This is a genomic window from Shewanella sp. NFH-SH190041 (assembly GCF_024363255.1).
Classification (GTDB): domain Bacteria; phylum Pseudomonadota; class Gammaproteobacteria; order Enterobacterales; family Shewanellaceae; genus Shewanella.
The window spans coordinates 2,180,361-2,194,340 of record NZ_AP026070.1 but is presented as its reverse complement, the minus strand read 5'-3'; the positions used below and the strand labels follow the sequence as shown (position 1 = coordinate 2,194,340).

Below are 13,980 nucleotides of genomic sequence, written 5' to 3'. Positions count from 1 at the left end.
TCTGTTAAAGCGGGTTGGCTTAGGGGCAGAAACTCAGGCTGCAATTCCCAAGGCCACTGATCTCCACTGAAAATCTGTCACCGGCATGCACATCCACTAAAGGAGCCAATGCGCCGGAGAGAATAATTTCCCCTTTTTTAAAGGGAATGCCATAGCGTCCCAAGGTGTTGGCGAGCCAAGCGACAGCCTGAGCCGGGTGCCCCTGAACGGCACTGCCAAAGCCTTCCGCTACCGGCAGATCGTTCTGGCACATGGTCATGCGCACTTGAGCTAAATCGATACTGCGGGGATCAACGCGTTGCTCGCCCAGCACAAATACGCCGCAGGAGGCATTGTCAGCGACAGTATCGATAATGGAGATTTGCCAGTCATCAATGCGTGAATCAACCACTTCAACACAGGGGGCAACCCATTGCGTGGCATCGAGAACATCCATGGCGGTAATGCCGGGGCCGGATAAATCCTCTGCCAGACAAAAAGCAATTTCACCTTCTGCTCTGGGTTGGATGAGGTTGGCATCCGCCAGACTGATACAGGATTGATTGGGGTATTGCATGGTATCGGTCAGAAAACCAAAATCTGGCTGGTGGACATTAAGCATCTGCTGCACAGCCGCGCTGGTAACGCCGATTTTTTTCCCCACGACTTGCTCGCCGTCATCTAGTTTCAGCGCTAAAGTGGCCAGTGATATTTGATAGGCATCATCCAGTGTTAACTGTTCGCCAAAGGGTTGAGTAATCAGTGGCGCCAGCGTTTGACGCTGTTTCATCGCTTGATATAGCGCCTTAGCAAAGGTTTGATGCACTTGACTGGAGAGGGGCGGGTTATCTTCGGTAGTGCAACGGAGTATATTGCTGGCAGCTGATGTCATAAGGTGTTCCCCGATAATGTCAGTAACATAAAAAGTAAATAACGATTAAACCAAACTGGTATAGCCCGGCATGGCTAATGGCTGCAATGCCAGTGGGATGGACTGTTATCTCGGCGGGTTAGCCGGGATAACAGTATGCCCTGTGAGTCTGGGTTAGCTTTGTTTTGTATTCTGGGGCGGTTAACCGCCTCAAGGGGTGTCTTACTCTTTGCTGTTGGGTTAGTTGCTATCCGTTGACCACAGATCCGGCAAGCCAGGATCAGTTTGATGAATGATGCGCTTGAGCAACAGTTTAAGTGCCGTGACATCCCCCCGGCCTAACTCGTCGATTAACTCATCCTCAATGGCTTTGGCTTGGGCTATTTGGCCTAATGATGCTTGGCGGCCTTGCTCGGTGAGAAATACCTCTGCATCTGTGGTTTTACTCTCACGGTAAGCTAACAGGTTGGCGTGGATAAGTTGATCCAGTTGCCCTTGTGTCAGCGCTTGCCCGGTATAGTCAATGTGAGCGTTAATCTGTGCTAGCGTAAGGCCGTCGCGGATCGCCAATACCGACAAGGCAAAGAAATGGCTGCTGGTTAAATCATATTTAGCGAGCTCCTGTTGCATGCCTTTAAGCATCTGAAAGTGCGCGCGGCCCAGCAGATAACCGAGTAAGTCTTCGGTATAGCTGCATTCTAATGGGGCATCTGCCTGGCTGAGGCTGACATCTTGCCATGGCTTACGGGCCGTAAGTGCATATTGGCCACTTTGAAATACCAAGGGCGGCAGATTACTTTGGTCAAAATCCAGTACTTCACCAATAAAAATGACATGATCGCCGCCATCATGGATAAAGGCGGTTTTACACTGAAAGCGGGCACTGCACTGACTTAGAAGTGGTGCGTTAGTGATGCCTTGATCTAATTGCAAGTCTTTGAATTTATCCTCTCCTCGGGCGGCAAAGCGGTTGGAGAGTGCTTGTTGATCCATCGATAGCACATGTACATTCCAATGCTCTGCAGTATTGAATATCGGCAAACTGAGGGCAGTTTTTGCCAGACTCCACAGTACCAAGGGGGGCTCGAGGGAAACCGAGTTAAAGCTATTGGCCGTTAAACCAACCGGCTCACCATTATCAGCTTGAGTTGTGATAATGGTGACGCCGGTCGTGAAGGTGCCTAGGGCGCTGCGCAGGGCTTTAGGATCAATTTTTGGAGTGTGGTTGCTTGAGTTTGGCGCTGACATTGTCCATCCCTTATTTAATGCTTTTCTTTCAAGCCATTGGCTAGGGTCTGTTGATGTTCCGTGATTAAATTTTGTTCGAGATAAAAGCGTTTTAATCGCGGCGAGTGGGTTGCGGCCTAGTTATTCTAAGCAAAAGCCACTCAACAAAGAGTAAAACGCTTTTAGACGAACCCTTCGGGCAGCGTTTGGGGCGCCTTTCTACTGCGTTATCGGCTTATCAGGTAGCGCAACTACCTATCAAAGCCTCTGCCTTGTATAAAGCATCCTCAAATCGCTGCAAAAACAAACTTGAAACGTCAACAGACCCTAGAATCATGCACTCAGTATCTTTATGGGTTGAGACAGCGCCATCGTCGATTTGGACTAAAGCGATGAGGGACAATGTTATTTACTATGATGGTGCTCAGGATATATTTGGCGCCATTTGATGGCTGAGAGTGAATAGCTTAACTGAGGCAATAATGGTGGCAGATCCATGCTAAAAGGGGGGCTGTCCGGGAAGCTAACGTGTCGGCCTTATAAGATAAAGCCGACTAGGTTACTGATTTGTACTAGCCGGCTCAGTTTCTTTACTTGGTTGCCTATGTTTATTGATAAACACAGACGATAATTCGCGCTGCCGCTAAAGTGGCGTACGCTGTTCATTCCAGCGAAAACATGCGCCACCAGAGTGACAGCGGTTAGCCTGTTGGCAGGCTTTCATACTGGTGTGGAATGGATAATCAAACCAGCGCCATCTGTTATGTTTATCTCGCCACAGATGCTGACACACACCGATATCCCGAGTAGATACTTTCCAGCGGTAACAAGCTCCGCCATATTGACAGCGGTTGGCCGCTTGGCAACTGGCGGCTGTGGTATAACGTTTCGCCCACCGTGAATTCCCATCCCAAATCCATCTGCCATTAGCATGGCGCAACCATTGGCATTGTCCCGGCCAGTTAGGAGAGAAATTTTCAGCAGAATTTGCCGCAGATTGGGGAAGGCTGGTATCACATCGCCCCGGTGCACATTGGAAGACCTCTGATGTTGAAGCAAATGGCAGACCACTACCAGCACCGTGTTCAACGCCTGGCAGACCACCGACTGCGCCACCTATGGTGCAATTACCAACCGACAACATACGTTGGTCAAATGCTTCTACTGTTGTAGCAACTGTGACGGTAGGAGCTAAGGTAAAAATAACACTGTCTAGCACATGACTGAATCGCTGAGGGTTAAAATATCGCAGGGCATTTTCTAAGCTTTGATAGTCGTTTATGTCTGCCATCACCAAGTCTTGAAACGCTTGTTGAGAGGCAAAAGTTCTATCTCGTGTTGGGATACCATGTAAGCCATTGCGAGTACGAATAAAGACCGTCGAATGAGATTCTACTTCTTGCGTGACGGCATCCATAACGGTACCCACAGTAATAAATAGCGTGCCTGTGGGACTGTTGCGCATTTCTGTCAGCATTTGCTGCAGTTCGGTAGCACCTAAGCGTTCGGTTTGGTTGAAGTAAATAGAAGACGAGAGGCTTAAACCACTGCCACCAATCATATTGGCTATCGCATCGCCAGTGACATCCTGTAGAAATAAAATGGCATCTCGTGCGGTATTTTGTTGATCATAAATTTGGGTTGATTGGGCAGTGAAACGCTGGCTGAATTGATTAAATAGTGCGGGGAAGCGTTGTTGAAAACTGGCCATCGTGGTTACTGCCGCATCGAGTGTAAACAGTTGTGGCCCAACTGATGCTGTTGGTGGATTATTGCCGTGCCGGTGCATTTCTAAAATCATTTCTACCGCATGGACCAAGCAAGCCCCACAGATCCCGGCAAATTGAGAGCCACCATTATGGGTAGTAATACTAAATAGCCGAGATATCCAAAGAGAAAGATTAAAGTTATGCGGTAGGCGAAGCTGAGTATGATTGGCTTGCAAAGGATTATCAGGTGGGTTGGTAAATACCCCAGGGCTAGGACATATTCCTGGCCTCAAGGAGCCAAGGTAATTTCCCCAGAAATAGCGCTTTCTGCTGGCTGTTTCACCGCCATCTTGAAACAGGTATAAAGGTTTAAACAGATCAGGGATCTTACTCACTGCATTAGGTTTGATGGTATAGCCGGTGCCAATTAAAATGCCTCCAGCGCGCTCGACACCAAAAAAGTTACCTTTAATATCTGTGATAATTAGGTTATGGATACGGTTATTATTTTTACCTGAGGTGCTAGTCGTTATATTCCATTTTAATGGCTGGGGAACAATGCCATCGGCGTATCTATCTGGGCATTGTTGAAAAGAGATAAACTCACTGTCTTTACTCGAACCAATCATATTTGAGCGCAGACAGTATTGGTTGCCATCACTCAACACTGTGGTGATTTGCTTGGTATCAGGGTGATATCTGAGTTTCCCGCTACTGATTTTGCCATCTTTACCTAAAATACGGGTAAAGGATTGTCCGTTAAATGAATAATGAAAATTAAAATCATAGGCGAGGGTAAAAGGGGCAGGAACTAAAGCAAAGAGGATTTTTCTCCCCGTCACTTTTAAATCATATAATTTTGCGCTGTTTGCTGCAGTGGCAAGATACCAATTGATTTCCTGTAGCCTATTACCTGTATGTTGATTAATCATTTGTTCTGTATCGGCATTATATTTCCATATTTGCCGGACATTATTTACCGAGCAGGGATGTAATTCTATATAATAATAGGTGTCACGATTGCTCGTCGCGGTATCTGTCATACACAGATAACGTTCGTTATTTTCATCATCGGTAATGAGGGTAGAGATATGGCCATGGACATCATAGCGCCAGTCATGGCCGATACAATCAAGGGCGCTGTCTCTCGCTAGCTCATAGGCATAATATGTGTTGTCTTTGGATGACAGTGATGGTGCAACACAATAGCTATAGCCATTTCTGATGCTGACTTCAAAATTGGTGTCAAGCGCCGGGTCGGTCTTTTCTGGGGTGGCAGCCTTAGCGGACGATAATAGGAAGCACATTATCAGTGTGGGTAGGAAACTGTGTAATTTTATGCATTTGGGTAGATGATACATGTTCCGTCCTATTATTGTTATTTATTGCTTTAGTGAGTCTAATCTGTATCTATTTAAATCTATCTATTAGGTATTGATTTATAAAGAGGAGTAAAGATTATTGGATAGTTAGTGGGTATATTTATACGTTATAGTAATTATTTATAGAAATAAATTTAAAGTATAAATTATGAAATTTGTATAGCCGGTTATTTTAAGTAAAGGATATATAAATACCCTAGTATTATTGGTGAGGTGTAATATCGCTATTCAGACATGACAGGGGACTTCTTATTCATTGATAAAATAAATGTGATATGAATAAATGAGTTGTACTTATAGACATCCTGTATTGTTTATATTTACTCCGATTAATTCATTCACAGTAAACGATGAACTAATCGGAGGCTTAATTAAGTGCTAGCAGTATGACGTATCAGGTTTAATCCACGACAGTCACATTGGGAAAATTAGCTTTAACGCATTTCTCGTAATCCCCAGCCTTAAAAGCAGAATAGGGAGTTTGATAGCCGACCAACTGGCAAGCGTAGGCTGCACCATCAGGGGTGTCAGCTGACCACCCCCAATCTTTTTCCCAATAAATATTGATTGCTCCGGCACCATCAGCATCAAATTGTTGCATGCCTTTACAACCTAACACTTCATTCTCATCAATTGGCACATCGAGGTAATTAGCAAATGAGGTGAAATAGCTAATACGGTTACGCGATTGTGCCACTTCGACACTCCCGCCACATTCAACGCCGCCATTGATAATTTGGGTGGTGACCCCAAACCCTGGGGTCAGTCCATTGGCCAGATCGCGGTTATTGGGTTGCCAAGTACCATCAATGACATGCAGCATTGATGGCTTGGGTGGTTGGGGATAGCTGAAAAAGAATACCGCAGAGGCCAAATTGAGCCATGTATCAGCAACTAACTCAGGATTATCTAATAAGGTTCTGACTGTGCCAAACATGGCTTCAGAGAAAGGTCCGTAGTTATAGTTATAACTTAACTGCTTGGCACCCCTACCAAAATAGGACTTAAATTCGCCATTTGCAAAAGTACCACATGGCCAAGTTTGTCCTTGCCAGACATTGGGGTTACATTCACCGTTATATCCGCCTCGCATGGTTTCATTCCAGCCCATTTCTCTGACATGAACCAATGCTTGACGCCATTCTGGGACATCCCAATGGGCGGTATGACCACCGGTTTCTTGGGCAAAATGCGCAAACATGGTAGCCAATGTTCTGCGACATATGGCATCGGCATTGCGGCCGTCAGGGTAATCCTGGCAGATCGCAGGGAACTTGCCGATAGCTTGTAAAAATTTTCGGTAACTGTAAGCCTCATCCCGTTTGGGGAACAAATAGTCCCAATCTGTCTGAGATAAAATTTCCTCTACCCGTTTGACGTTGTCAGGGTTGGCTTGCCCGCTAGGGAGAATGTGTTCCACAACATCGTTATTTCTGGTACGGATAGCCTGTTTCACCGCTGTCATTGCTGGAAAATCTGTTAGTTCGGCTTCTTTGGCCATCAGTGCCGCCCGGGTGATGGTATAACCTGTCCCCGGCGCTACAGGTGCGGGAGCTTCTGGTGTAGGCATTACTGGCTGAACAGGGGCTGGCGCTGGGGGCGTAATGGGCGGTTGTGGGGTGGGGATTACCGCGACAGGGGGCGATACTGGCTGGGGAACATCAGAGTGAGAGATGAGCTCCCAAGCCTGAGTCCATGCGGTTCCGGTTCCCGGGGCGTAAGCCCAAGCTGCACCTGAACACCAAGGCACAGTGACGCCGGGAATACAGCGATAGCGTTTCCCCTGATGTTGAACGATATCGCCGCCCTGATAGTGTTGGTTTGTACTGTATGTCGGGATATCTTCATTTGTCGGTGGCGTTTCAGGGGTTGTACCAATTGGGGCGGTGACAGGTGGTGTGTCTGGAGAAATTTCACCTTTGCCTTCAGAGAGTAATATCCAGGGGGATTCCCAGGGTACATCAGTAATATCTGCAGGAGACTGATTCGGGTTTGCCCACCATTGTGTTTGATAAATATCGCCATTGAAAGAGACTTGCTCTCCTCCTGGATAGCTTTTAGTTGGATCATAAAGGGGGGCTGCAGTAGCTGCAAATGATATGGTGAGTAACGATATGGCTAAATAGTTAAATTTCATCATGTCATTCTCATGTTATTCATCGTCATCTCGTCGCCAGAAAATTTTGTTTTCTCTTTTACCGTTTATGAAGTTGCTATGATTGAGGTGAATAAAAATTATAAGTAAAAAGTCATATGGTTTAGTTAAGAATCACAAAACTGGTATTAATTATTAATGTTTACAGTTGGATATAATGCCAGTGTAAGACAAATACCATTGTTTAAGATTCAAAATATTATATAAACCTACACTGGTAAAGATTAAAATTCAATTCAGATATCGAATAAAAATCATGGTGTTTCCATCAGGGTGAATATGGCCGAGGATGTTATTTAGAGATATAGATAAAGTGGTACAACTTAATAATTATATAGTTAGAAGTATTATATATTGTTTATTGGATAATGCTTGGAATAGCGAGACAAGTCTGTTGTGAAATTATAAATATCATTATCAGTATCAGTATCAGTATCATAGTGAATAATTTGGTGAGTGAAATAGTGGATATGAACAATAGAATATTGTTACCTGTGTGATTTATACTGATATATGTTTGGATGTGAATATTGGATTGTTTATCACCAGTTTGCTTCAGTAAATTCATTATGACTGTTGTGACTGTTCAGTAGAATTTTGCAACCTAAATTTTCATGTTTATCAATCGGTACATTTAAATAACTTGAGAAGGATCTAAAGTTATATATTCTCCGTAGCGAAGCAGATGTTTCAATATTACGGTTACACTCTTTATCGCCGTTAATAATTTGTGTTGTTATGCCAAATCCTGATGTTAACCCTCTTTTTCTATCAATTTCTGTTGGCTTCCAACTGCCATCAATTATTTCAATTATTGATGTGTTATTTGCTTTGTTATTGCTTATTAAATACATGGCATAAGTGAGTTCTAACCATGCACCATTAATCATTGCTGATGAAAAAAACTCATTTCCAATAGGGTGAAATACAGTTTGAAAAAAATGCAAATATGGAATGTTGCTATTGTCGATATTAGTGTTGATGTTAACTGTGTTTACGCTAATGCTTCTCTTTATATATTCATTAAGGTAATTAATATGTTTTGTCCATTTGATTTCTCTTAGTTTCGCTAACCCTAACCGCCACTCTGTAATGTGCCATTGTTTGCTTTTAACACCTGTATCTATGACAAGGTGGGAAAATAACGTTGCTAAAATCCGGCGGCAAATGGCATCGGCATCTCGACCATCATGATAATTTTGGCAAATATTAGGAAATCTACCGATTGCTTGGAGAAATAATGTGTAGGTGTATTTTTTATTTCGTTTCGGGAATAAATAATCCCAATCAGAATAAGATAAAATGCTTTCAACGCGTTTAACGTTGGTGGGGTTGTGAACTGATAATGGTTCTATGTCAGAAGTACTTATGGTGTTAACTGGGACAGGATGATTGTGTTTAATTAAGGATTGAGTATCTGGCAGTTTGTCGTGAGTCGTGGCTTTACTCCATCCCCCTATTAATAAAATGGACAGTAAACAATAAAACAGTCTTACTTTTATCTGCATATAATGGCCACCTAACTAATTTGGCATCCATGCAGAAATAGGGTTAGCAATTCAATTAAATAGTTAATACTTAACGTCTATACCTTAACGTCTATATCTTAGTGTCTATCTCTTAATGTCTATATTTAGATATCTCCTGCCTCGTAATAGTTGTAGCTATATGTAATATAACGTCTGTCATTTGCGTCAATGTAAACGATAAAACCAACCTGAAAATATTGACATCTTCCGATATAAATTACCTTGGTTAATTGCAAAATGCAATACAGTGATTATGCTATTGTTAGAGTGTGGTTAGTTATTGATTAATATATGATAAATCTTGTTTACTGTCCGTTGCTAATAATCTATTTTGCTCACTTTACTGCTTAAAAATAATCCCTATTACTCATTAATAGGTGTGGTGATATATAACGTGTTGAAATTATTAACCTAAAAATCTGATCAAAAAATCATTGATAAAGGGGTGATTAATTCATTATTTAATATTTTTAGTTATCGCATATTACAATATTCATATATGAAACAATCTCCAACGAGATAGGCTGTAATGTCCCGTATATAGTTTGGGCAGTAAGAGTGGTCTGTTTGGACCATGCCTGTAGTGGCCTGCTGATGTATTAAAAAGGCTGATAAATGCGCTGCTTACCCTATCAGTGAAGGTTTCAGATATCACTTTATTATTGGGAGTTAAGTGACGGCACATGTACATATTAAAGAATAAGGAAGTCATACTATGTCAGCATCAGTCTCACCATCACTTACGGAGCCATCTGCTACTTCATCTGTTGATGCGAATAGTGCACTGTCGGCGTTATTGCATCGACAGCAACAAGCGCATTTAGCGCATATGCAAATTAGCGTGAATGAGCGTCGGGAGCGTTTGCAGCAAGTGATTGCATTGCTGGTGGAAGGACACCAATCATTGGCCGCGGCCATGGAGGCTGATTTTGATGGCCGTAGTAAAGGCTTTTCGCTGATGAATGACGTGCTTGGCTCGATGGCCAGTTTAAAGCATGTGCGAGATAACCTTATTCATTGGGTACCGGAACAGAGTCGAACGCCTTTTGCCCCGTATGACCAACTGGGTGCTGATGCTAAGGTAATCTATCAGCCTAAAGGCGTTGTTGGCATTATGGGAACCTGGAACGCTCCAGTATTTACACTGCTTAGCCCGCTGGCTTGTGTGTTAGGAGCGGGAAATCGAGCCATCCTTAAACCTTCTGAATTGGCCCCTCGTACCGCTGAAACATTGGCTGAGCTATTCGCGCGTTTTGTTGACCCAGCTCTGGTTGCTGTGATAAATGGTGATGCCCGAGTCGGCGCGCAATTTGCCGCCCAACCATTTGACCATTTAGTGTTTACCGGCTCTACAGCGGTTGGGCGCAAAGTGATGGCTGCGGCTTCAGCGAATCTTACCCCCGTCACGCTGGAACTGGGCGGCAAGTCGCCGGCAATTATTGGTAGCCAAGGGGATCTGGATGAGTATTGTCGCCGTTTGGTTTTGGCCAAGGCGACCAATGGCGGGCAATTATGTATCAGCCCAGACATTCTTTATGTTCCTGAGGATAACCTCGCGACGGTTATCGATAGCCTTTGCCACTATTTCCGGCAATATTATCCTACTGTCACCGGTAATACTGATTATGTCCCGATTATCAATCAACATCACTATGAGCGTATTTGTGGCTTAGTGGATGATGCAAAAAAACGTGGCGTAACAGTGATTAGTAGCCATGATGTTTTAGCGATACCAGATCGCCGTCTGCCGCTGCAATTGGTGATATGCCCTGATGATGATGCGGCCATTATGCAGGAAGAAATATTCGGGCCGGTATTGATTATCCGCACTTATCAGCAGATAGATGCCGTGATTGCCGATATCAACCGCAGATCGAACCCGTTGGCATTGTATTATTTGGGGACCGATGTGGCAGAGCAACAGCAGGTCTTGAATCAAACCCGCAGTGGTGGGGTGACCATCAATGATGCTTTAATGCATGCGGCGATGCATGATGCGCCCTTTGGCGGTACGGGCGCATCAGGAATGGGACATTATCATGGTCGAGAAGGTTTTTTACAGTTCAGTCATGCAAAAACAGTCTTTACCGTTCCTGCGCATGATCCTCGGGCAGAGTGGGGCATGTTACCGCCATTTTATGATGGGTTTGATGCAATGATGGCGTCACAAGTTGTACCTGATTGAGTACCTTATCGGTAGTGCTTTTCTAAGATTCACCTTAGGCTGTATATAAATACAGCCTAAAGTGATTTTAGGATTTGTTTATGACATGTTTACGATGAATATTAATCGGGCAATGAACGTTTTTGCTTATCGGCAAATATAACGGGACTTATGTAAAAAAGCACAGTGCGTATACCGCGCACTGTGCTTTTTGTTAGAGGAGACTAGTTAACCTTGCCTGTGGGTTATGGCTGATACAAGCTGAAGATTACTCAGGCTTGATAGTGTAAGGCTCTGTTCCCCTAGGGACGTAGGTGCCTTCGCATTTATCCAGAAACTCGGCTTTGCGGGCTCTGGAATTATAAAACTGCTTGTACCAAATTCTGGCTTTCATAAAGGGGCCGTCACTGGGCAAGAACAGGCCATTAAGGCAGGGGCCTTTATTGGTCCAGACCTGAAAATCTTGCTCAAATGCTAACTTACTGGCGTGTTGGAACTGACGGGCAGCGATAGCATCCTCCACCGTTGCGGTGGCATTGCCATTGGGCGATTTCACCAACAGCGCATGCCATACCCGCACTGAACCATCTTCCACCGGCGTATGGGTGATCATCAAAATAGACTCGTAATAACCGGTTAGGTGTGAAATCAGCACTCCTGGTCCATGGTAGCGGGTATCTGTGTGCAAAATTGGGCTGACACCATCATCCCCGACTAAGGTCCGGTGCGGGCCACACTGACGCTGGATAGCATAATGGCCAGTGAACTCATTCTCATAGCGTTGCACGGTTGAGCCGTGGATTGGACTGAGATGGCCATAATCACAGATATTGTCGATCACTTCCTGTGGATGTTGCTCCAGCATACCTAAATCATCAAATTGCCATTGTACCCAGTCAGCTTGGTCCCATTGGGGCAAGGAGGGGTGATCCCACTCAGGTTCACCATTTTCCGGATCATGCCAGACCCAAATCGCCCCTAAGCTTTCCACCACCGGCCAGGATTTAACACAGGCCGTTTTGGGAATAGGGCCTTCATGGTACGGAATATCATCACATTGCCCATCAGGACCGAAACGCCAGGCATGATATGGGCAACGGATCCCATCACCATCAATATTGGTGCCGCCACCGTCAATGATCACATAGGAGGTATCATTTTCCGCCGCCAAATGGGTCTTCATATGGGGGCAATAGGCATCAAGTAATACTACCCGCCCCGTTGCGCGGCCGCGGTATAGCGCAAAGTCGCGGCCAAAAAAACGAATTGCCAGCGGCTTGTGGGTATTGATTTCATCAGCGGTGGCAATCATAAACCAGCCCCGTGGGAAGGTGAAATCACCCAGGCGATAATCCTGTGATGTAGCCATAGTTCTCTCCTTGTAACGTGATCTTATTTACCGGCCTGTGGTGCCATGGGCTGCCAGTTTTTTGTGCTTATATAATCGGGCGTTATTCCGGTGTGACTATTTCACCGGTAGCGCATTATCTGTGTCATTGAGTTCTGCGGAGTCACGCTCATCTGTGGTCGTGACATCATCAAAGTCATCAGTCGCAATGCGTTGGTCGCTAAGTGCTTTGATACGCTCGCTGTATGGCGCAGCGGCTTTGTAATAAAACCAAGCCGATAGCAGCAGCAGTGATAAGGTGGCAATTAAGGCATATTTGAGACCATCTTGCCCCAGTGATACGCCAAACAGATCGCTCAGGGTACCGGTAAGCAGTGGGCCAAATCCGGCGCCAAACAGGGTTAAAAACAGATTCAGTGCCGCAGCACCTGTGGCCCGTTGACGGCTGGTCATCAGGTGGCTGACGGCGGCATAAGACAGGCTGGGCCACCAAGAGGCGAAAAAGCTAAATAGCGCGGCAAAGATAATAGCGTGGGGCACTTTGAGTTCGCCCAACATCCAAAAGGCATCCGCTGGCCAGAGCATAAAGGCAACGCCAAGAGGCAGGCTTATCAATATCCCAATCATGGGCATTTTTACCTGCCAGCGCGGATCGCGACTGGCTAATCTATCACAGTAAAGGCCGGAGAATATTGAGCCAGCAGCAGCAAAGATACCGCCCGCAATACCAAAGCTTATCCCGGCATGGGCCAGTGACATATCATAGTTACGCACCATAAAGGTTGGTGCCCAAATGCCGTAGCCGTAACCAGCCATCCCTGCCAGTGCACAGCCCATAGCGACCCAGACAAACCCTTTGACTTTGATTATGCCGCTTAACTGCGCCATAAAGGGGCGGTTGTCTTTTGCTTGTTTCTTTCCTGCTGTGGGCTGGTCATACACCCCGTGACCGGGATCTTTACAGAGGATAAACAGCAGCGCTGCCAGCAAAATACCCGGGGCTCCGAACCAGAGAAAGACGGCCCGCCAGCCATACTCCTGCGCAATCCAGCCACCTAATACCATGGCAGCCAATAACCCTATATGGGGGCCAAGCATCAAGGCGCTGATGGCAAGTGAACGCCGGTGAGGCGGATACAGATCTGACACCATGGAGATCGACGGCGCCATGCCGCCAGCTTCCCCTACCGCGACCGTCATCCGCGCCAGCATCATTTGCCAGAATTGTTGCGCCATACCACAAGCCATGGTGGCAAAACTCCACAGCCCGCAACAAATTGCCACAATATTACGCCGGTTAGCCCCGTTATCAGCCATGCGTCCCAATGGCAGGCTTAATCCGGCATACAAGATGGCAAAAGCCAGGCCGGTTAACAGGCCCATCAGGGTATCGGACACACCAAATTCTTGCTTGATAGGCTCAAGCACAATGGCAATCACATTGCGATCAATAAATGAAAACACGTAAACCAGGGCCAGTAACACTAGGGTGGTGTGGGTACGCCAATTGACCGGATTGGGGGATGACTGCATGACTTGCTCCTTGTCTGGGCCCGGGGCAGATATCTTGGATATCCCTTAATGGACATAGGTGGACATCTTGTGGCGTTCCTGCT

General features: G+C 45.5%; 8 protein-coding genes. 1 reads left to right on the top strand and 7 read right to left on the bottom strand.

What is annotated here, in order from left to right:
- Nucleotides 1–19 precede the first annotated feature (19 nt).
- The 5 genes from NFHSH190041_RS09635 to NFHSH190041_RS09615 all read right to left on the bottom strand — a co-directional run bounded on the left by NFHSH190041_RS09635 (nucleotide 20) and on the right by NFHSH190041_RS09615 (nucleotide 8,831).
- The gene (locus tag NFHSH190041_RS09635; protein WP_410010822.1) at nucleotides 20–871 is read right to left on the bottom strand and encodes a fumarylacetoacetate hydrolase family protein; all 852 of its coding nucleotides are present in this window, start codon (nucleotides 869–871) and stop codon (nucleotides 20–22) included.
- 219 nt (nucleotides 872–1,090) lie between these two features.
- Complete coding sequence (locus tag NFHSH190041_RS09630) at nucleotides 1,091–2,098, bottom strand: flavin reductase (RefSeq protein WP_261921667.1); 1,008 nt, start codon at nucleotides 2,096–2,098, stop codon at nucleotides 1,091–1,093.
- A gap of 622 nt (nucleotides 2,099–2,720) precedes the next feature.
- Complete coding sequence (locus NFHSH190041_RS09625; RefSeq protein WP_261921666.1) at nucleotides 2,721–5,147, bottom strand: DUF1561 domain-containing protein; 2,427 nt, start codon at nucleotides 5,145–5,147, stop codon at nucleotides 2,721–2,723.
- Nucleotides 5,148–5,568: 421 nt separating this feature from the next.
- Complete coding sequence (locus tag NFHSH190041_RS09620) at nucleotides 5,569–7,308, bottom strand: glycoside hydrolase family 19 protein (RefSeq protein ID WP_261921665.1); 1,740 nt, start codon at nucleotides 7,306–7,308, stop codon at nucleotides 5,569–5,571.
- Nucleotides 7,309–7,865: 557 nt separating this feature from the next.
- Nucleotides 7,866–8,831, bottom strand: coding sequence for a glycoside hydrolase family 19 protein (locus tag NFHSH190041_RS09615; protein ID WP_261921664.1), 966 nt, complete (start codon nucleotides 8,829–8,831; stop codon nucleotides 7,866–7,868).
- 736 nt (nucleotides 8,832–9,567) lie between these two features.
- On the opposite strand from NFHSH190041_RS09615, the gene NFHSH190041_RS09610 reads away from it, so the two are divergent.
- Complete coding sequence (locus tag NFHSH190041_RS09610) at nucleotides 9,568–11,037, top strand: coniferyl aldehyde dehydrogenase (RefSeq protein WP_261921663.1); 1,470 nt, start codon at nucleotides 9,568–9,570, stop codon at nucleotides 11,035–11,037.
- A gap of 247 nt (nucleotides 11,038–11,284) precedes the next feature.
- Here the strand turns inward: NFHSH190041_RS09610 and NFHSH190041_RS09605 are convergent, their stop codons facing one another.
- Nucleotides 11,285–12,385 carry a Rieske (2Fe-2S) protein gene (locus NFHSH190041_RS09605; protein WP_261921662.1) on the bottom strand — a complete coding sequence of 367 codons (1,101 nt, stop codon included), beginning with the start codon at nucleotides 12,383–12,385 and terminating at the stop codon, nucleotides 11,285–11,287.
- A gap of 96 nt (nucleotides 12,386–12,481) precedes the next feature.
- Nucleotides 12,482–13,897 carry a spinster family MFS transporter gene (locus NFHSH190041_RS09600; protein WP_261921661.1) on the bottom strand — a complete coding sequence of 472 codons (1,416 nt, stop codon included), beginning with the start codon at nucleotides 13,895–13,897 and terminating at the stop codon, nucleotides 12,482–12,484.
- Nucleotides 13,898–13,980 lie beyond the last annotated feature (83 nt).